18 protein-coding genes are annotated in these 18,987 nt (G+C 69.8%); 8 read left to right on the top strand and 10 right to left on the bottom strand.

Annotation, left to right across the window (positions count from 1 at the left end; genetic code table 11):
• Window positions 1-5 precede the first annotated feature (5 nt).
• The 4 genes from ACWIE7_RS01395 to ACWIE7_RS01380 form a co-directional block, all read right to left on the bottom strand.
• The gene (locus ACWIE7_RS01395; RefSeq protein ID WP_454068465.1) at window positions 6-767 is read right to left on the bottom strand and encodes an SDR family NAD(P)-dependent oxidoreductase; all 762 of its coding nucleotides are present in this window, start codon (window positions 765-767) and stop codon (window positions 6-8) included.
• Between the two features lie 74 nt (window positions 768-841).
• Complete coding sequence (locus ACWIE7_RS01390; RefSeq protein WP_454068415.1) at window positions 842-1,921, bottom strand: phosphotransferase family protein; 1,080 nt, start codon at window positions 1,919-1,921, stop codon at window positions 842-844.
• A 52-nt stretch (window positions 1,922-1,973) separates the two neighbouring features.
• Complete coding sequence (locus ACWIE7_RS01385; protein ID WP_454068414.1) at window positions 1,974-3,362, bottom strand: MFS transporter; 1,389 nt, start codon at window positions 3,360-3,362, stop codon at window positions 1,974-1,976.
• Window positions 3,363-3,412: 50 nt separating this feature from the next.
• Window positions 3,413-5,038 carry a class I adenylate-forming enzyme family protein gene (locus tag ACWIE7_RS01380; RefSeq protein WP_452100348.1) on the bottom strand — a complete coding sequence of 542 codons (1,626 nt, stop codon included), beginning with the start codon at window positions 5,036-5,038 and terminating at the stop codon, window positions 3,413-3,415.
• 170 nt (window positions 5,039-5,208) lie between these two features.
• Here ACWIE7_RS01380 and ACWIE7_RS01375 point away from each other — a divergent pair, with 170 nt between their 5' ends.
• The gene (locus ACWIE7_RS01375) at window positions 5,209-5,808 is read left to right on the top strand and encodes a TetR/AcrR family transcriptional regulator (protein ID WP_452100293.1); all 600 of its coding nucleotides are present in this window, start codon (window positions 5,209-5,211) and stop codon (window positions 5,806-5,808) included.
• 21 nt (window positions 5,809-5,829) lie between these two features.
• On the opposite strand, the gene ACWIE7_RS01370 is transcribed toward ACWIE7_RS01375, so the two are convergent.
• Together ACWIE7_RS01370 and glyA are read right to left on the bottom strand one after the other, a co-directional pair.
• On the bottom strand, window positions 5,830-6,594 hold the full coding sequence (locus ACWIE7_RS01370) for a LysR substrate-binding domain-containing protein (RefSeq protein ID WP_452100294.1): 765 nt from the start codon (window positions 6,592-6,594) through the stop codon (window positions 5,830-5,832).
• A gap of 108 nt (window positions 6,595-6,702) precedes the next feature.
• The gene (gene glyA / locus ACWIE7_RS01365) at window positions 6,703-8,007 is read right to left on the bottom strand and encodes a serine hydroxymethyltransferase (protein ID WP_452100295.1); all 1,305 of its coding nucleotides are present in this window, start codon (window positions 8,005-8,007) and stop codon (window positions 6,703-6,705) included.
• 145 nt (window positions 8,008-8,152) lie between these two features.
• Here glyA and coaA point away from each other — a divergent pair, with 145 nt between their 5' ends.
• The 4 genes from coaA (at window position 8,153) to ACWIE7_RS01345 (ending at window position 11,392) form a co-directional block, all read left to right on the top strand.
• Window positions 8,153-9,085 (top strand): type I pantothenate kinase, encoded by a 933-nt coding sequence (coaA, locus tag ACWIE7_RS01360; protein ID WP_230930668.1) that lies wholly within the window; start codon window positions 8,153-8,155, stop codon window positions 9,083-9,085.
• A gap of 205 nt (window positions 9,086-9,290) precedes the next feature.
• Window positions 9,291-9,668, top strand: coding sequence for a GntR family transcriptional regulator (locus ACWIE7_RS01355; RefSeq protein WP_452100296.1), 378 nt, complete (start codon window positions 9,291-9,293; stop codon window positions 9,666-9,668).
• A complete protein-coding gene (locus ACWIE7_RS01350; RefSeq protein WP_454068413.1) occupies window positions 9,669-10,619 on the top strand; it encodes an ATP-binding cassette domain-containing protein in 951 nt (316 codons plus the stop codon).
• Window positions 10,616-11,392: a hypothetical protein gene (locus ACWIE7_RS01345; protein ID WP_452100298.1), complete on the top strand. Its 777-nt coding sequence runs from the start codon at window positions 10,616-10,618 to the stop codon at window positions 11,390-11,392. The genes ACWIE7_RS01350 and ACWIE7_RS01345 overlap by 4 nt, the downstream gene beginning before the upstream one ends.
• A gap of 28 nt (window positions 11,393-11,420) precedes the next feature.
• On the opposite strand, the gene ACWIE7_RS01340 is transcribed toward ACWIE7_RS01345, so the two are convergent.
• Entirely contained in the window at window positions 11,421-12,509 is a 1,089-nt protein-coding gene (locus ACWIE7_RS01340) for a tocopherol cyclase family protein (RefSeq protein WP_454068412.1), read from the bottom strand.
• Between the two features lie 37 nt (window positions 12,510-12,546).
• On the opposite strand from ACWIE7_RS01340, the gene ACWIE7_RS01335 reads away from it, so the two are divergent.
• The gene (locus ACWIE7_RS01335) at window positions 12,547-13,035 is read left to right on the top strand and encodes a PH domain-containing protein (RefSeq protein WP_452100300.1); all 489 of its coding nucleotides are present in this window, start codon (window positions 12,547-12,549) and stop codon (window positions 13,033-13,035) included.
• The gene (locus ACWIE7_RS01330) at window positions 13,032-14,495 is read left to right on the top strand and encodes a PH domain-containing protein (RefSeq protein ID WP_454068411.1); all 1,464 of its coding nucleotides are present in this window, start codon (window positions 13,032-13,034) and stop codon (window positions 14,493-14,495) included. Before ACWIE7_RS01335 ends, ACWIE7_RS01330 begins: the two co-directional genes overlap by 4 nt.
• Here the strand turns inward: ACWIE7_RS01330 and ACWIE7_RS01325 are convergent.
• From ACWIE7_RS01325 to ACWIE7_RS01315, 3 genes are read right to left on the bottom strand one after another with little or no spacing between them, the layout of a single operon-like run.
• Window positions 14,492-15,178, bottom strand: coding sequence for an MOSC domain-containing protein (locus ACWIE7_RS01325; protein WP_452100302.1), 687 nt, complete (start codon window positions 15,176-15,178; stop codon window positions 14,492-14,494). The two genes, ACWIE7_RS01330 and ACWIE7_RS01325, sit on opposite strands and share 4 nt — an antisense overlap.
• A complete protein-coding gene (locus ACWIE7_RS01320; protein ID WP_452100303.1) occupies window positions 15,178-15,945 on the bottom strand; it encodes an isoprenyl transferase in 768 nt (255 codons plus the stop codon). The genes ACWIE7_RS01325 and ACWIE7_RS01320 overlap by 1 nt, the downstream gene beginning before the upstream one ends.
• Before the next feature lie 59 nt (window positions 15,946-16,004).
• Window positions 16,005-17,078 (bottom strand): 3-deoxy-7-phosphoheptulonate synthase, encoded by a 1,074-nt coding sequence (locus ACWIE7_RS01315; protein ID WP_454057567.1) that lies wholly within the window; start codon window positions 17,076-17,078, stop codon window positions 16,005-16,007.
• A 399-nt stretch (window positions 17,079-17,477) separates the two neighbouring features.
• Between ACWIE7_RS01315 and ACWIE7_RS01310 the strand changes: the two genes are divergently transcribed.
• Complete coding sequence (locus ACWIE7_RS01310; RefSeq protein WP_454057568.1) at window positions 17,478-18,965, top strand: DUF222 domain-containing protein; 1,488 nt, start codon at window positions 17,478-17,480, stop codon at window positions 18,963-18,965.
• Window positions 18,966-18,987 lie beyond the last annotated feature (22 nt).

The following is an 18,987-nucleotide window of genomic DNA, read 5'->3' as shown; positions in this document are numbered from 1 at the left end:
TCGATTCAATGCAAAGTCATGCCGCCGTCCACCACGAGCGTCGTGCCCGTGACGAAGGACGCGGCATCGGAGGCGAGGAAGAGCAGGGCGGCGTCCAGCTCGGGCTGGAGGCCGAGGCGACCGAAGATCGTGCTGCCGGTGATGTCGGCGAGCATATGCTCGGGGATCTCGTCGGTCATCTCGGACGCGAAGTAGCCGGGCGCGAGCGAGTTGACCCGGATGCCGCGCCGGCCGCCCCACTGGGAGGCCAGGTCCCGGGTCAGTCCCATGACGGCGGCCTTGGTGGCCGAGTAGGCGGCCTGCGGCGCGAATCCGGCGGTCAACCCCAGCACACTGGCCACGTTGACGATGCTCGAGCCCGGGCCCATGACCGCGGCGCACTCCTTGGCAGCCCAGAACGACCCGCCCAGGTTGACGTCCACAACCGAGCGGAACTGCTCGGGGCTCTCCTTGAGCGCGGGCACGGCCGTGCCGAGGCCGGCATTGTTGACCAGCACGTCGATCCGACCGTGCTCGGCCATAGCGGCGCGGACCATCTCGGCGCACGACTCGGGGTCGGCCACGTCGCAGGCCACGGTGGAGGCCACCGCGCCGCGCGAGCGCAGTTCCTCGGCCAGCGCCTCGAGCCGTTCCTTGCGGCGGGCGGCCAGCACGACGGTGGCCCCCGCCGAGGACAGCGCGCGGGCGAACCCGGCACCGAGTCCGGACGAGGCCCCGGTGACCACCACGACGCGACCGTCCATCCGGAACCGGTCCAGCACGGGCACCGCGGTCTGCGGCCCGGTGCGGGGATCGACAGGTGCGGGCACTGCGGGTGAACTCGCGGTGTCGGAGTCGGTCATCAGTTGGTCCCCTTCCGGGAGTCGAGGATCGAGTGGCCGTGGTCGACCAGGTCGCGGATCTGCGGACCGATGTCGCCGAAGTCCTGACCGGCCATGTCGCCGGCCAGCGAACGGGTGGCCACGCCCTGGGCGATCGCCGCGAACTTGAACGTGGCGAACGCGAGGTACCAGGGCATGTACGACGGGTCGGTGCCGGTGGCCGCGCAGTAGCGGTCGAGCAACCGCTGCGGCCCCGGCCACCCGGGCTCGGTGGTGATGCTGGGGATCAGCGGCACCTCGGGCCCGTCCGGGTCGCCCCAGTACAGGACCGTCTGCGCGAGGTCGGCGACGGGATCGCCTAGCGTGGACAGCTCCCAGTCCAGGATCGCGAGGATACGGCCCGGGTCGTTGGGCGCCACGACGTAGTTGTCCAGGCGGTAGTCGCCGTGGATGATCCGCGACGACGGCGAGGTGGGCATGCTCTCCCCGAGCCGGGCCGCCAGCTCGGGCAGCCGATCGGCCCGGACGGAGTCGACCGCCTTCTCGGACTGCCCGAGCCACCGGCGCAGTTGCCGCTCGAGGTAGCCGTCCGGGCGACCGAGATCGGCCAGGCCCACTGCGTTCTGATCCACCGCGTGGAGCGCGATCAGAGCGTCGATCTGCGCGTCGGCCATGGCCGCCTTGTCGTCGTCGGACTCGGCGAAGCCCGGCGGCAACGCGTCGCGGATGACGTGGCCGACCACCTTCTCCATCACGTAGTACGGCACGCCCAGGTCCTCGCCGGTGGTCTCGTTGAGCACCACCTGCGCGACCGGGACGTCGGTGTCGCCCAACCCGATCTGGATCCGCGCCTCGCGACCCATGTCATGGGCGCTGGGCAGCAGCTCGCCGGTGGGCGGCCTGCGCAGGATGAGTTCGCCGGCGTCCGAACGCAGGGTGAAGGTGAGGTTGGACTTGCCACCGGCGATGAGCTCGGCCTCGAACTCGGTCCAGGCCTTCTCACCGGTCGCCTCCGCGATCTTGGGGCCCACCACGTCGGGCCGGAGCAACTCGTCGACGGGCAGCCCCTCGGACTCTGTGTCTGTCTGGGAAGTGGTCATGAACTACGATCCTCGCGGTCGATGGACGGATGTGTGGCCGGTTCGGGCGCGACTAGCCGCGGCCGACCGTGTGCAGGTTGTCGCCCCGCGTCTCCTTCATGATGGCCGTGGCGATGATGGTGCAGACACAGAGCACGATGATGTACGCGCTGATCAGCCAGTACAGGTCCCACTGGATGAACTGGGCGTTGAGATAGGGAGCGCTTCCGCCGAACACCGCGACGGACAGCGAGTACGCGAACCCGATCCCGGCCGTGCGCATCTTGGTGGGGAACGCCTCGGACATGAACGAGGACAGGATCGACCCGGCCGCGGCGACCAGGGTCATGGCGATGAGCGAGGCCACGAACAGGGTCCACGGGCGGTCGTCGATCATGCCCATGAGGAAGGGGGTCGTGACGATGGTGCCCACCGCGAAGATGAAGATCACCGGACGGCGGCCGATGTGGTCCGACAGCAGGCCCCACAGCGGCAGGGTGCACAGCGCGATGAGCTGGCTGGCGAAGATCATCCAGAAGGCGGAGCCGGAGTCCATGTCGCGCTGGGTGATGGCGAACGTGGACGCGTACGAACTCCAGGTGTAGTGGGCGACCGTGATGCCCGAGACCATGGTCACGACGAGGGCGATGGCGCGAGCGAGGCGACCGCGGGAGAACGTGGTGACGACGGCGGAACCGGCGTCGGACCCGGCTCCCGTGGCCGCGGCGGCGCTGTCGGCGGCCTCGGCGGCCTCGGCGGCCTCGGCGGTGTCGAACACCTCGGACTCCTCCATGCCGGACCGCAGGTACAGCACGAACAGAGCGAACACGGCGCCCAGCAGGAACGGCACGCGCCAGCCCCACGAGCCGACGGCCGACTCGCTGAGCAGCTCGGTGATGCCGCCGCCGATGCCGTAGGCGATCACGGTGCCGCCCATGATGGCCACAAAGACGAGACTGCCCCACATCCCGCGGCGGTGCGGCGGCGCGATCTCGGCGACGTAGCTGTACGCCGTGGCGGACTCACCGCCGTGCGCGAAGCCCTGGACCATGCGGCAGAGCAGCAGGAGGGCGGATGCGAAGACACCGATCGTCCCGTAGGTGGGCAGCAGTCCGATCAGCAGGCTCGCCGCGGCCATCATCAGCATGGTGACGATCAGGACGTGCTTGCGTCCCTTGACGTCGGCGATACGGCCGAAGACGATGCCGCCCAACGGACGCATGAGGAACCCGACGGCGAAGACGGCCAGGGTGGCGAGCAGCGCCGAGACCGGGTTGTCATTGTTGAACATCGCGGCGGCGATGAACGGGGCGAACACCGCGTAGGCGGTCCACTCGTACCACTCGAACAGCTGGCCGGTGGTACTCGCGGCCAGCGACTTGAGGGCGCCGGGGCTCTTGGTGGCCGTCACGGGCGCGGTGGGCTGCCCGGGGACTTCTGGACGGACTGTGGCATCAGCCATGTCGGTTCCCTTCGATGGGGTGAGGGTGGGTGAGGGTTCGGGGCGGGACATCAGGGCGTGTGTGCGTCGCGGAGTTCGCGACGCCGGATCTTTCCGGTCTGGGTCTTGGGCAACTCGCCCACGACGTGGACCTCGGCGGGCCGCTTGTAGGCCGCGAGCCGCTCGCCGGCAAAGGCGGCCAACTCGTCGGAGGTCGCGGTGCAGCCCGCCTTGAGGGAGACGAACGCGACGACCTTCTCGCCGCGGTACTCGTCGGCGAGCCCGACCACCGCCGCCTCGAAAACCGCGTCGTGCTCGTAGAGCGCGTCCTCGACCTCACGAGGCCACACCTTGTAGCCGGAGGAGTTGATCTGGTCCTTGAGCCGGTCCACGAGGTAGACCCAGCCGTCGGCGTCCATGACGGCGACGTCGCCGGTGTGCAGACGACCCCCGGGCATGGTGGACGCGGTGGCCTCCTCGTTGCGCCAGTACCCGGAGACGATCTGCGGGCCGGCGAGCACCAGTTCGCCCTGGTCGCCCGGCGGGACCGGGCGGTCGTCCGGTCCGACGACCTCGGCGGCGATGCCGGGCAGGGGCACGCCGATCGAGAGGGTCCCGCTGGAGGGGTCCACGGGTGCACTCCGGCCCGGCGGCACCGCGATGACGCCGGAGGTCGTCTCGGTCATCCCGTAACCGTTGTGGATGTAGTGGCCGAACCGTTGGGCGAAGCGGTCGACCGTCGACGGAGGGATGGGTGCACCGCCGCTGTAGAGGGCCTTGACGGCGGCGAAGTGCTCGGGTCCGGCCTCGTCCAGTCGCATCAGCGCGTTGTAGGCGGTGATCGAGCCGATGGTGAACGTCACCCCGTGTTCCCGGAAGGCGTCGAGGACGATCTCGGGACGGAAGCGTCCGGCGAAGACCAGGGTGGTGTCCGTGATCAACCCGAGGGTCGCGTTGATCACCGCGCCGGTGATGTGGAACAGCGGGGCGATCGCCAGAACCACGTCCCCCGGGGCCACGTCCACGAAGTCGGCGAAGCTGCGTGCCACCGCCACGACGTTGGCGTGCGAGTTCATCGCGCCCTTGGGCGGACCGGTGGTGCCGGAGGTATAGGTGAGCAGCGCCAGGTCATCGGGCACGATCTCGACCGGCGCCGGGACCCTGCCCGCGAACCGCGTCATCAGCTCGACCAGGTCGCCGTCCTCGGACGCCGGGGCCCGGCTCTCGTCGGTGAACATCCGGGGATCGTCGCGGCTCTGCAGGTCGCGCTCGCTCGTGCTGAGAATCCAGCCCACCTCGGTTCCGACGACGGCCTCGCGGATCGCGGGCACGTCACGGTCGGTGGCGATCACCCCGATCGCGCCGGAGTCCTCGACGGGAAGCCGGAGCTCGCGGCCGAAGTACATCGGGTTGAGGACCACCGCCGCCGCGCCGATCTTCCACAGTGCGAGCATCGCCAGTGCGTACTGCGGGATGTTCTGCAGGTGGATGCCGACACGGTCCCCGGTGCCCACACCGCGATTCTGGAGACCGGCGGCCAGGGCGTCCGCCCTGGCATCGACCTCGCGTGCGGTGAGGGCGGCGTCGAAGTAGGCGATCGCGACCCCGTCCGGGTGGGCGTCGACCCGCTCAGCCCACGCGGCGATCAACGTCGTGGGTCGGGCGACCACTTCCTCGTCGAGCCCCGGGCGGTACATCTCCTGCCATGGGCGCGAGTCCGTACGGCTCATCCTCGACCTCCGTTTTCGTCTCCGACTCAGCACTATCCCGACCGATCGATCGCTCGGTGTGAGATAGTGTTGCCCACACCACATCCGGTGTCAAGCGCGGGGGCCGGGACGTCCCGGGGATCAAGGAGAATGAACTCATGGACAACTGGCGCGAGTTCGGGACCGACGAGCTGACACCACCGTTGCGGGCCGCCCTCGGCGTCTTCGCCCGGCACGGCTATCACGGTGCCTCCATCAGGACGATCGCCGAGGCCGCCGGCCTGTCCGTTCCCGGGCTGTACCACCACTACAAGTCCAAGCAGGCGATCCTCGCAGCCCTGGTCGATGCGGCGATGGCCGAGATGCTGACGCACACCGCCGCGGCGGCCGAGGACGCCGGCGACGCCCCCGCCACCCGGTTCGCCAACATCGTGGAATGCCTCGCCCGCTTTCACATGGCCCGGCGCGATCACGCCTTCGTGGCGTCCACCGAGATGCGCAGCATGGACCCGGACGTCCGGGCTCATCACATCTCGCAGCGGGACGCCCAACAGACGATGATCGAGGACGCGATCCGCGCGGGAGTGGACGCCGGCGACTTCACCTGTCGCCACCCCGAGGACGCGGCGCGCGCCATCGCCTCCCTGTGCGTCTCGATCTCCTCCTGGTATCGACCCGGCGGGCCGCTGACGGCCGACGACGTGGTGGCCCGGCACCTCGGATACGCGCGGGCGATGGTCGGCGCGAAGGAGGCCTGAACCGCGTCCGGCCAGGGCCGATCAGCGGCTGCGACGCCCCTTGGCCCGACCCGGCTGACCCGCGCGGCCGGACGCGCCGCCCTGGCCGCTCTTCTCGCCCCGGCCGGCTCGCTCCGCCCGCGCCCGAGCCTTGGCCGCGGACTTCTCGCGGGCCGAACGCTTCTCGCGCGGCGGCTCCGCCCCGCCACGCGAACTGGCCGCGGAGCGCCCGCGAACGATCCCCACGAACTCGTCGATGAGCTCGTCCCCCTCCCGCGTCGCGGACCACGCCACCCCCATCCGGGTCGCCGGGACGCCGTCGAGTGGACGGACCACCACGTCCCGCCGGCTCAACGCGCGGGCATACGGCAGAGGCAGGACGAGCAGCCCCACATTCGCCGCCACGAGGTCCACGGCAGCAGAGACCTCATCCGGGGTCGCGGTGATCGTGTCGAGGGGATCGAGCCACCGCTCCCCCGCCAGGTCGTCGGCGTTCAGTGAGTCGAACGCGCCGATCTCGTGTTCCTTCTCGGCGAGCACCGACATCGTCTCGGTGTACAGCGGCACCCGCAGCAGCCCGGTCGGCGCCGACCGGGGCGCGTCGGCGGCCTCACGGAAGAAGATCACGTCGAACCCCTCGGCGCCCGCCTCCGCGGCGAGAGTCGCCCGCGGATCACCCACGCGCCTCGCGGTGACCGGCACGTCGCCCCGGCGCTCGCGCCAACGGGCCAGCCACTTGTCGGGCTGTACCCCCGGGACATAGCCGACCGACAGGGCCCCTCGCGCCGGATCGCGCTCCTCGTTCACCCCAACACGGTAGCCTGCCCGCTACTGAACCGAGTTCTACATCGGACGACGAAACCCCCCGCGAATGAACCGCGGGGGGTTTCGTCTTGGCGTGGGGACTGTGTCCACTCAGCCCAGGATCTTCCAGTCCTCGAGGCCCTCGTACAGCGGCTTGGCCTTCGCCAGGGCGGTCACCCGCTCGCGCAGGGCTGCAGTGTCGGCGTCCTTGCCAGCGGCCAGCGCGGTGCCGATGACGTCGGCGACCTCGCGGAACTCCTCCGCGGTAAAGCCTCGGGTGGCCAGCGCCGGGGTGCCGATCCGCAGGCCGGAGGTGACCATCGGCGGGCGCGGGTCGAACGGCACGGCGTTGCGGTTGACGGTGATGCCGACCTCGTGGAGAAGGTCCTCGGCCTGCTGGCCGTCGAGCTCGGAGTCGCGCAGGTCCACCAGCACGAGGTGGACGTCGGTGCCGCCCGTGAGGACCGAGACGCCGGCGTCCTTGCAGTCCTGCCGGGTGAGCCGCTCGGCGAGGATCTGGGCGCCCTCGATGGTGCGCTGCTGACGCTCCCGGAACTGCTCGGTGCCGGCGATCTTCATGGCCGTGGCCTTGGCGGCGATCGCGTGCATGAGCGGGCCGCCCTGCTGGCCCGGGAACACGGTGGAGTTGAGCTTCTTGAACAGCTCGAGATCGTTGGTGAGGATCATGCCCGAGCGCGGCCCGCCCAGCGTCTTGTGCACTGTCGTGGACACGACGTCGGCGTGCGGCACCGGGCTCGGGTGCAGGCCCGCGGCCACCAGACCGGCGAAGTGCGCCATGTCGACCCACAGCTTGGCGCCCACCTCGTCGGCGATCTCACGGAACTTCGCGAAATCCAGCGTGCGCGGGTACGCCGACCAGCCGGCGATGATCACGTCCGGCTTCTCCGCCAACGCCATCTCGCGGACGGTGTCCATGTTTACCTGCATGGTCTCCGGGTCGACCTCGTAGGCGGCGACCTCGTAGAGCTGGCCGGAGAAATTCAGCTTCATGCCGTGGGTGAGGTGCCCGCCGTGCGCGAGCGACAGGCCCATGATCTTGGATCCCGGGGCGGCCAGGGCCATGAGCACGGCAGCGTTGGCCTGCGCGCCGGCGTGCGGCTGCACGTTGGCGTACTTCGCGCCGAAGACCTCCTTGGCGCGGTCCCGCGCGAGGTTCTCGACCACGTCGACGTGCTCGCAGCCGCCGTAGTAGCGGCGCCCCGGGTAGCCTTCGGCGTACTTGTTGGTCAGGACCGATCCCTGCGCCTGCAGTACGGAACGCGGGACGAAGTTCTCCGACGCGATCATCTCGAGCGTGTCCCGCTGACGGGCCAGCTCCCCGGCCATCGCCTCGGCGACCTCCGGATCCAGTTCGGACAGGGAGGCGGAGAACACGTCGGTGTTCGGGTCGGTCATGTTTGCTCCTCGCGCGTCGGCGTACACCGTGGACGAAATCGTGGCGGGTGACGGACCGTGTGGTCGTCGTCATCGTCGTCGTCCACCTTAGTGCCATCGACCCTCACGCCTCCTACCACGTACAGACCTGCCACAATCACGAGTTGTGAGCAGACATGCCGGCGACTACACGCCGTACGTGGAGTTCGACCGCCGAAGCTGGCGGCGGTTGCGTCGCGCCATGCCGATGGTGCTCACCGAACAGGACCTCGAAGGGCTGCGCGGCCTGGGTGAGCATCTCGACCTGGACGAGATCGCGGAGATCTACCTGCCTCTCAGCCGGCTCATCCACCTGCAGGTTTCGGCCCGGCAGCGACTGTTCCAGTCCACCAACCTGTTCCTCGGCGAGGCCTCCGACGCACCGATGCCGTTCGTGATCGGCGTGGCCGGCTCCGTCGCGGTGGGCAAGTCCACCTCCGCGCGTGTTCTGCGCGCGCTGCTCACCCGCTGGGACTCCCACCCGCGCGTCGACCTCATCACCACCGACGGCTTCCTCCACCCCAACCGCGAGCTCGAACGCCGCGGCCTCATGCACCGCAAGGGCTACCCCGAATCGTACGACCGGCGGGCGCTGCTGCGGTTCGTCACCGAGGTCAAGTCCGGTGCGCCGCTGGTGCGTGCGCCGGTCTACTCGCACACCAAGTACGACATCGTGCCCGGCGAGCACATCGAGGTGAAGCGGCCGGACATCCTCATCGTCGAGGGTCTCAACGTGCTGCAGACCGGGCCGCGGCTCATGGTCTCCGACCTGTTCGACTTCTCGTTGTACGTCGACGCACGTATCGAGGACATCGAGCAGTGGTACATCGAACGCTTCCTCGAACTGCGGAGCACGTCGTTCTCCAACCCGAACTCGCATTTCGCGCATTACGCGGACCTGTCCGACCAGGCGGCCCGGCTCGCCGCGCGGGAGATCTGGACCTCGATCAACCGGCCGAACCTGGTCGAGAACATCCTGCCCACCCGGCCGCGGGCGACGCTCGTGCTGCGCAAGAACTCCGACCACTCGATTCAGCGACTGCGCCTGCGCAAGATCTGACGCACCCAGCCGCGGGCCTGCCGCAGCGACTCAACACTCGCCCACGACGCCGAGCCCAGTCGTCCCTGACCGCGCGCGGTCGCCGGGCATCCAGTCGTCGCCGCAAAGCCCCCGAAATCTCACCAACGCACCCGTTGACGCCCTCCCAGGTCAAATGGTTCACTAGTTTGGTAACTAACCCACTAACCCGAGGAGGGCGACGCCCGTGGACGACGGCAAACCGCTCTTCGTGCAGATCGCCATACAGGTCGAGGCATCGGTCCTGGACGGCTCACTCGCGGAGGGCGAACGCGCCCCGTCGACCAACGAGCTCGCGAGCTTTCACCGCATCAACCCGGCGACTGCCGCCAGGGGCGTCAACCTCCTGGTGGACCGCGGCATCCTCGTCAAACGTAGAGGCCTCGGAATGTTTGTCGCGGACGGCGCAAGGGAGCTCCTGCGAGCCGAACGACAGCAGCGCTTCGCGGATCACTTCATCTCCCCCATGCTCGACGAGGCCCGCGCCATCGGACTGAGCCCGGAGGACGTCGTGGACCTGATCCGAAACACCTCTGACCACAGCCAGCTGAAGGAGAAGGCGTAAATGAACAACGCCATCGAGGTCCGCGACCTCACCCGCAGGCACAAGTCGGCTACGGCACTCGACGCGGTGACCGTCTCGTTCGAGGCCGGCGTCATCCACGGTCTTCTGGGACGTAACGGCGCCGGCAAAACCTCACTCATGTCGATCGCGTCCGGCCAGGACTGGCCCACGGGCGGGCAGGTGTCCGTGTTCGGTGAGCGCCCGCACGAGAACGAGCAGGTCCTGCCACGCATCTGCTTCGTACGCGAGGACCAGAAGTACATCGAGGACTCGCTGGCCCGCCACGCGTTCGCGGCCGCCGCCATGGCGTATCCCAACTGGGACCGGCCCCTGGCCGACCGTCTGGTCGAGGACTTCCGCGTCCCGGCCAGGACCCGCATCAAGAAGATGTCGCGCGGCCAGCGGTCGGCGGTCGCGGTGATCATCGGGATAGCCTCCCGCGCCGAGCTGACGTTCTTCGACGAGCCCTACATGGGTCTGGACGCCGTGGCCCGCCAGCTGTTCTATGACCGGCTACTGGAGGACTACGCCGAGCATCCGCGCACGATCGTGCTGTCCTCGCACCTGATCGACGAGATCGCCCATCTCATCGGAAACGTGGTCCTGATCGACCAGGGGCGGATCATGCTCGACGAGCCCGTCGACTCGCTGCGCGGTCGGGCCGTGACGCTCATCGGCGCCGCGGACACCGTCCGCGAGCTGACGGACTTCCGGCAGGTTCTGCACACCGAGTCGCTGGGCCGCCTGACCCGTACCACCGTGTTGGGCGCGCTCGAGGAGCATGAGCAGCGACGGGCTCGCTCCCGGGGCGTCGAGGTGCTCCCGGTGTCGCTGCAGCAGCTGATCGTGCACCTGACGTCGGGAACCGTGGGTGCCGACCGGGACGGGCGAGAAGCGACGACGACAACGACCACCCCACTTCGCTCCATCGACTCGGAGGTCGCATCATGACTGCCGCAACACTGGACACCCCGATGGCCACACAGCGTCGGCGCACCTCGTGGGCCACCCGCATCCCGGCGGCGTTCCGGCTGCAGTTCATCGTCCCCACCAACCTGATCATCGTCCCGGCGTTCGTGTTCCTGACGGTCTGGGCGATCGCGATCGGCATCACGATGTGGATCCACGCGGCCGCCGGCGACCGGATCGCCGCCGCGGAGCCGATGTACGGCGGCGCCTCTCAGGCCGCGGTCTGGACTCTCGGCTTCATGGCCGCGTACACGGTCACGCAGACGCTGCCGTTCGCCATGGCGCTGAGTTTCAGCCGCCGGACGTTCGTGGTGGGCGCCTACCTGGCGTTCGTGGCGGTCTCGGTCGGTTTCGGGGTGGCCTACACTCTGGCCGCCTGGATCGAGCGGGTGACGGACGGCTTCGGCATCCACGCCTATCAGTTCGACACCCCGTTCATGACGAGCAGCAACGGCCTGGTCGGCGGGGGCCTGTTGGCCGGCGCCCTGACGCTGGCGGTCATGGTCGTGACGTTCATGTTCGCCGCCGTCTTCCGGCGCACCTCGATCCTGAGCTTCTGGACGCTCCTGGTGGTCCTGCTCGCACTGCTCGGCGTAGTGGTCCTGCTGATCGTGCAGGACGTCGGCTGGTCCGGTATCGGTAGCTGGTTCCTCCGGCAGACCGCGATGACGGGGTCCGCGTACTTCCTCGGGATCGCGGTGGTGGCCGGACTGCTCGGCTATCTGATCCTGCGCAGGGACACGCCCGTCAGCTGACGCTGATAGCAGCAGTGTCGGGCCCCGTCTATCGCGGCGGCGCGCCGGTCTCCCCCTCGGGAACCCCGCGCCGCCGCAGCTCCGCCTCGGCCCGCGCCAGGCCCCCGTGCTCGAGCGCGGCCAGGTAGCTGTGGTCCGACCACACCAGTCGGCCCCGCCGCCGGACCTCCACCTCGAGCTCGCCGGCGAGGTGCTCGATCGCGCCGGCGGAATTCCGTCCCTGCGACGGCAGCGGCACGGGCAGCACGTGCGCACGCTCGAGCGGCGACCGCCCCAACACGCGCACCTGCCAGCCGTAGCCGCGACCGGCCAGCCGCCATTCGTCGTCGCCCACCTCGGCGCGCACGGGTGAGACGACCGGGTTGCCCAGCCGGATCACCCGTCCCCCGGGCAACCGCACGACCAGCGCGGTGACCTCGGTTCGTAGCGGACCCGAGTGGATCTGCCCGCCGGCGAAGGCGACGCAGGTGTCAGGCTCGCTGAATGCCTGCGCCTGCCCCCACCACCAGGATTCGGGAAATCCCTCCGCGCCCCAGTTCTTCTCGCCGTAGACCTCGGCGCCGTCGAACTCCCAGCGCTGGCCGTCGAGCTCGGCCCACCCGTGTGCGCGCCCGCCCAGCAACCAGGGGTGCCAGTACTGGTTGAGTGCGGGCACCGACTGGAAGATGCTCGACCCACCGACCGCGGGGTGCGGCCACTCGACGGGGTCGGTGATGTCGACGTGCAGCCGCGCGCCGTCGCCCAGGTCCACACGGATTCCGTCGTGGCGGTACTCGAACAGGTCCCCGGACCGGGCCCCGACGCGGTGCGGGTGCGCCCAGCCGTGGGGTGCGGCGGCCAGGCGGAGGGAGGAGAAGATCGACGACGACCGCCCCTCACCGTCCCGCCACGTTCCGCCCGCTTCGACCGGCAGTCGCACCTCGTCCGCGGCCAGCCCGAGCGTGGCCCACTGCCCTTCGGGCCCCCGGTTGACCCCGATCAGCGCGATGACCACCCGCCCGCGATCGGAATCCGTGAGCCGGAGGAAGTAGCCCTCCATGTCCACGCCGTGTGCTCGGAGCGGATCGCCGAAGGGCACGTCTGCGCCGGTGGCCCGGTACCAGCCGAGGAGGCTCATGCTGCCAGCGTCGCACATGAGGCCTAACTTGGACACCGTGACCTCACCGCCTCTCGCACTCCGCCCGCCGAGCAACCGCGTCGACCCGCGCTGCCGGAGGTGGTGGACAGCGCAGGCCGCCCTGGTCGTGGTCGGCCTGCTGATCGCGCTCTCGGTCGTCCCGTTGTTCCTGGGCCCGTTGCTGCTGCTCGCCCCCGCGGTGTGGCTCGTGATCGGCGCGGCGGCGATCGTGGTGGTTCCGCGCGTGCGCTGGTCGATCCACCGCTGGGAGGAGACCGACACCGCCATCTACAGCCGTAGTGGACTGTTCTGGGAGGAGTGGCGCGCAGCGCCGCTGTCGCGGGTACAGACCGTCGACAAGACCCGCGGGCCCCTGGAGCGGTTGTTCGGTCTCGCGACGGTGGTGGTGACCACGGCGTCGTCGAAGGGCGCGGTCCGGATTCGTTCCCTCGACGCGCAGGTGGCCGAGGAGATGGCCCGGCGTCTCACCGTGACCGCCGAGGGCGACCAGCGGGACGCGACATGACGGCACGAGCACAGCGTCTGGACCGTCGGACCATCACCGCGAGCACGGTCATCGCGGCCGGCGCCCTGCTCCTCGCGGCGATCCCCACAGCGATCGGCATGTTCCTCGGCGGGCTCGGCGCCGGCTGGGTCGCGCTGTGGTGCGTCGCCGGGCTCGTCATCGGCACCGCATCGACCGCGGCCATGGAGGCGATCCGCCTCGCCGTCACCACCTTCCGCCTCGACGACCACCGCGTCGAACGGCGCGTCCGTTTCCTGGCCAGCACCACCACGTCCATCGCCACCTCCCGGGTACGCAGCGTGGAGATCTCGGCGAATGTGGTCCAGCGACGGATGGGCATCGCGACGGTGAAGCTCTCCAGCGGCGAGACCGACGGAGCACGCCTCACCCTGGCCTCGCTCGATCGGCAGGCCGCCGAGGGATTGCGACGCCGACTGCTGGCCGATCGCGCCTCGGCGGACTCCACCGAGGTCGCGCGCGTCGATCCGGGCTGGGTGCGCTACGCCCCGGCGAGTCTCATGACCCCCATGTTCGGTCTCATCGCGGTGGGCGTGGTGTTCCAGGTGGCCGACTGGTTCCAGGCGGTTCCCGAGATACTGTCCTGGGTCTGGGGCCGCATCGAGGACGTCCCGATCCCCCTGCTCGTCGTGGCCGCGATCCTGGCGGTCCTGCTGGTCGGGTCGCTGATCTCGGCGGTGTTGTTCGTCGAGAACTGGTGGGCGATGCGCCTGCATCACCACCGGGACGGCTCGCTCGAGATGCGCCGCGGCCTGCTCGTGGGTCGGCACACGACGCTGGACGGCAGCCGGATCCGCGGTATGACCCTGCACGAACCCCCCGGTTTCCGCATGGTCGCCGCCGCGCGCCTGGACGTCGTCGCGATCGGGGTGGGAATCGGCAACGACGAGAACGGCCAGACCAAGCCGAGCCCCGCCCTGGTGCCGGCCTCACCGCGCGACGTGCCGGTCGGGGTCGCCGAGTCGGTGCTCGGGGTGGAGCTGCCCGGGTCGGGGTCGCTACGTGCCCACCCGCCCCGGGCCCGACGACGACGACACCTCCGCGCCCTCCTGACCACCCTCGCCCTCACCGCGTTCGCACTCGTGCCGGCGCTGGTGTGGTCATGGCTGTGGTGGGTGCCCGTCGCCGTGGTCGCGGTCTCCGGGGCGGTCTCGGCGTGGATCGCGTCCGACAACTCCCGCGGATTGGGCCACGCGGTCACCGACCGTGTGGTGGCACTGCGCAAGGGGTCGATCATGCGGCGAACCGACGTCCTCACCCGGGATGGGATCCTGGGCTGGAACATCCGCCGCACCCCGTTCCAGCGTCGCGCGGGCCTGGTCACCCTGTTCGCGACCTCGGCCGGCGGCACGGGCGCATTCCGGCTCCCCGACCTCGGCCACGACCAGGCGGCGCAGGTCTGGCGCACCGCCGGCGACGTGTGGGATCACCTGGCGCTCTAATCGGCGTCGAGGGGCCTGACGTCCGTGGCGGGATCCAGCTTGCGGACAAGGCTCGGGGCGAGTTCGGCGAGATCGAACTCGGCCAGGAGTCGGCGGGCCTCGTCGTCGTCGACCCCGGCGAGGATCCGCGCGATGGTCACCCCATGCGTGGGAACGGTGACCACCCGGATCTCCTCCCCCGCCTCCACCGGGCCGGCGGTGAGGACCCGCGCATACGCGCCGGGGCGACCGCCCTCGGTGAACCGGCGCACCCACTTCGGGCGACCGACGCGGTGCGCGAAGGTCTGGCACGGGATGCGCGGCGTGGTGATCTGCAGGCGCAGTCCGCCGGTTCCCACCTCGAGCTCGGTTCCGATCTGCAGCTGGGAGGTGTCGATGCCGGTGACCCGCAGGTTCTCGCCGAAGAAGCCCAGCGGGACGGGTCCGCCGAGCTCAAACTCCCACTGCTCGACATCCGAATCCGAGAGCAGATAGACGGCCTTCCACTCGCCGCCGTGATGCTCGCGGTCGGCCTGGATGTCGCCGTGGAGGCCCAGGCGACGCACTGCGACAGGGCCCTCGACGGGGCGCTTGTCGATCGCCGAGACACCCACGCGGCCGGGCACGGTGAGCAACTGGTCGACCACGCACACGGCGCGGATCGTGAAGGCGTCCGGGACGCCGGCCGACTCGACGCCCGACATCAGTGGCCGAATCGCCGGTTGCGGGCGCCGTAGTCGCGCAGCGCGCGCAGGAAGTCGACGCGGCGGAACGCCGGCCAGTAGGCCTCGGTGAACCAGATCTCCGAGTACGCGCTCTGCCACAGCAGGAACCCGGACAGCCGCTGCTCGCCGGAGGTGCGGATCACCAGGTCAGGGTCGGGCTGACCGGAGGTGTAGAGGTGCTCGCCGATCCCCTCTACGGTCATGGCATCGACCAACTCCTGGCCGGTACGGCCCTCCGCGATGAGCTGCGCGACGAGGTCGCGGGCGGCGTCGGCGATCTCGTGTCGGCCGCCGTAGCCGATCGCCACGTTGACCTTGCAGCCCGGCCGTCCGACGCTCGCCTTCTCGGCGGCGCGCAACCGCGCGGCGATCTTCTCCGGGAGCACCTCGAGGCGGCCGACGATCCGGACCTCCCAGTTGCGGTCGGGCCCGGTGATCTCGTCGACGACATCGGCGATGACCTGGAGCAGTTCCTCGAGCTCGGCGGCGTCGCGGCCCAGGTTCTCGGTGCTGAGAAGGTAGATCGTGGCCACGTCCACGCCGAGCTCGTCGCACCAGCCGAGCAACTCCGCGATTTTGGTGGCACCGGCGCGATAGCCATGACTCACATCGGTGAATCCGGCCTCGCGTGCCCAGCGCCGGTTTCCGTCCGCCATCACGGCGATGTGGCGGGGCAGCCTCGACTCGTCCAGCGAGGCGCGCAGGCGCGACTCGTAAAACGTGTACAGGGGTGAGGAGGCGTCCACGCGGGACAGAGTACCGCGCGGTGCCCCCTCGACCGAGCGCCGCCTCGACCACCATCGGATCATCCGCGGCGACCCTTTCGCACCGCTTCGGCGAGTGTGCGCAGGCTGTCGGCAGTGGTGTCCCAGCCGATGCAGGCGTCGGTGACGGACTGGCCGTACACCAACTCGGCGGCCTCCACCGACTGGGCCCCGGGCTCGATGAAGCTCTCCACCATGAGACCGGAGATGCCGTGCTCGCCACCGGCGATCCGATCGGCGAGCTCGCCGACGACCTCGGCCTGGCGCACATGGGACTTGCCGGAGTTGGCGTGGCTCGCATCGACCATGACCAGACCCGGGAGCCCGACCTTCGCGACCGATGCCACGGCGGCGGCCACCGACTCGGCGTCGTGATTCGGGCCACCGGTGCCGCCGCGCAGGATCACGTGACAGTCGTTGTTGCCGGCGGTCTCGACCACGGACGCGCGCCCCTCCGCGTCGGTGCCGAAGAACACGTGCCGCGACGCCGACGACCGGCAGCCGTCCACTGCGACCTGCACCTCACCGTCGGTGCCGTTCTTGAAGCCGACCGGCATGGACAGCCCCGACACGAGCTGGCGGTGCACCTGGCTCTCGGTCGTGCGTGCGCCGATCGCGCCCCAGGAGACGGCGTCCGCGATGTACTGCGGGCTGGTCGGCTCGAGGAACTCGGTGCCGACGGGAAGTCCCAGGTCGAGCACGTCGAGCAACAGCTTGCGCGCGGTACGCAGGCCACGCGGGATGTCGTAGCTGCCGTCCAGCGCCGGGTCGTTGATGAGACCCTTCCAGCCGACGGTGGTGCGCGGCTTCTCGAAGTAGACGCGCATGACGATCAGCAGGTCCTCGGCGAGCTCCTCACTCAGGGCGGCGAGGCGCCTGGCGTAGTCGAGCGCGGCCTCGGTGTCATGAACCGAGCAGGGGCCAACCACCACGAGCAGGCGGTCATCGCGGCCGGCCAGCACATCGGCCACATCGCCGCGGCTGCGCTCGACGAGCGCCTCGCGGGCCGCACCCAGCGGCATCTCACCGAGGATCTCGGTGGGGGTCGGCAGCGGCGAGTACGACAGGACCCGTCGGTCAGCGGTCTGGGTGGGATTCTCGGCGGTGATGGTCACGGCGGTGCGCTCCTGGTATCTCGGTGGTGGCGGGCCGGGTGCCGTGATCTGACGATGCCCTCGTCGACACCCGGGCCGCCTGTCTGAAATGGCGGGAGGCGGCGACCATGCTGGTCACCGCCTCTGGGCTCCGGGTGTCGACGTCCCTTCTAGAGGACGCGTGCGCTCGCGGCGCGGGCTCCACCCGGAGCCCACATAAAGCGCCAATAGGCGCGAGCGTTCGACATGCGGGCCACCATAACAGAACCTCCCATCGGGGCGGCGGCGGGGCGGCCGCGCCCCGGCGGACATCACAGGGGCCAGAGAACAGTGGCTCGAACACTTGATCTAACTATTCCTCCCCCGTAGACTAGTTCATACGTTCGATTTCGCGGTTCGACCGACGAGGAGGCGGTGAGCATGGCCATGACGAGGCCTGGGTCCACCGGCCCGCTCCGCGCGGTCCTGGACCCCGTCGACGAGCTCGATCCCGATGCGGTGAGCGACGCCGCCCGACACGCCACGAAGGCACAGAACCTCGCCGGGGCCACGCGCCTGGAGGCCGCTTTCCGCCTTGTCGAGGCCTTCCGCAGAACCGACGAAGCCGAGAAGACCGCGGCACGTCCGGCGTTCGCCCGACTGGAACCCGCCGACCGCGCCAGGAACGAGTTGTCCGCCGCAATGTGCCTGACCAGCTGGCACGCTGCCCGGCTCGTTTCCGCCGGCATACAGCTCCACACTCGCCTTCGACTTCTCCGCGACTCCGTCTCCCACGGCCTGTTCCCCGAGCAGCTCGCCATCGACACCGCATGCCGACTGGCCGAAGTGCCCGACCGGATCGTGCGTTCCGTGGAATCCGACGTAGTCCGCATGCTGGGCCGGGCACTCGACGGCGGCAGCAGACCCAGCCGCACCGCCCTGGATGCGATTGTCGATGCGGCGGTGACCAAACATGACCCAGGATCTCGCGAAGACGCGGTCGCCGCCGCTTATGAACAGCGCAAAGTCCGTTTCCGCCCGGGGCCCAACGGCATGACCACCATGTGGGCGAATCTGCCCGCAGCTGATGCCGAGAAGCTCCGCCGTCGGATCGACTCGGCCGCCCAGGCCGCACTGGATGCCCTCCACCCGCGTACCCGGGACCAGCTTCGAGCGGACGCGCTGTGCGCGCTCGGCGACCCCACTACGAATGATGTGTGTGACCCGCTCGGCGACGAGACGACCGGCAGCCCGTGGGCCACCGACTCGCCGGTCCGCATCTGCGTCATCGACGGTCGTGCGCAGGGCCTACCCAACCAGGTCGAGTTCGTCCGAGGCGCGTACGCCAGCTTCGACTGGCTGTGCGAGCAGCTGCTAGCGGGCGGCGACTCGAAGGTGCGCTTCGAGGTGGTCGACCCCGCCCCCGGCGCGCTCGACTCTCCCGACGCGGGCCTGAAGTATGTCATCAGTGCGGCGCTCGCCGAGCGCATCCGTCTTCGTGACGGCACCTGCCGGCACCCGGGTTGCACTGTCGATGCGAAAGACTGCGACGTCGACCATATTCTGGCGTTCGACCAGTTGAACCCCGCCCTAGGCGGCCCGACAGCCGAGTGGAACCTGCTCTGCCTGTGCCGCAAGCACCATCGCGAGAAGACATTCGGTCACAACGCCTACCGACCGGGCCCACTCGGCGAGCTGATCATCATCACAGGCTCCGGACACGAGTACCGAACGCTCCCCGGTGGCCCACTCGCCCGCGCCCGCGACCAGATACTCGAACACCAATGGCGAGAACACGTCGCACACCTCATCGCCGAGGACAACCACGTCACCAATCCCCCGGGAGCCGACCGGCAATACCGCCGGAACCCCTCGTATGGCGCGCCACCCTCCCACGAGGACGTCGGCGGCGATCCCCGCTCCGCTTGAGCCCACACCCACCCGCTCGGCA

Source organism: Dietzia sp. NPDC055343 (assembly GCF_053645265.1).
This window is presented reverse-complemented; position numbering and strand designations above follow the sequence as displayed.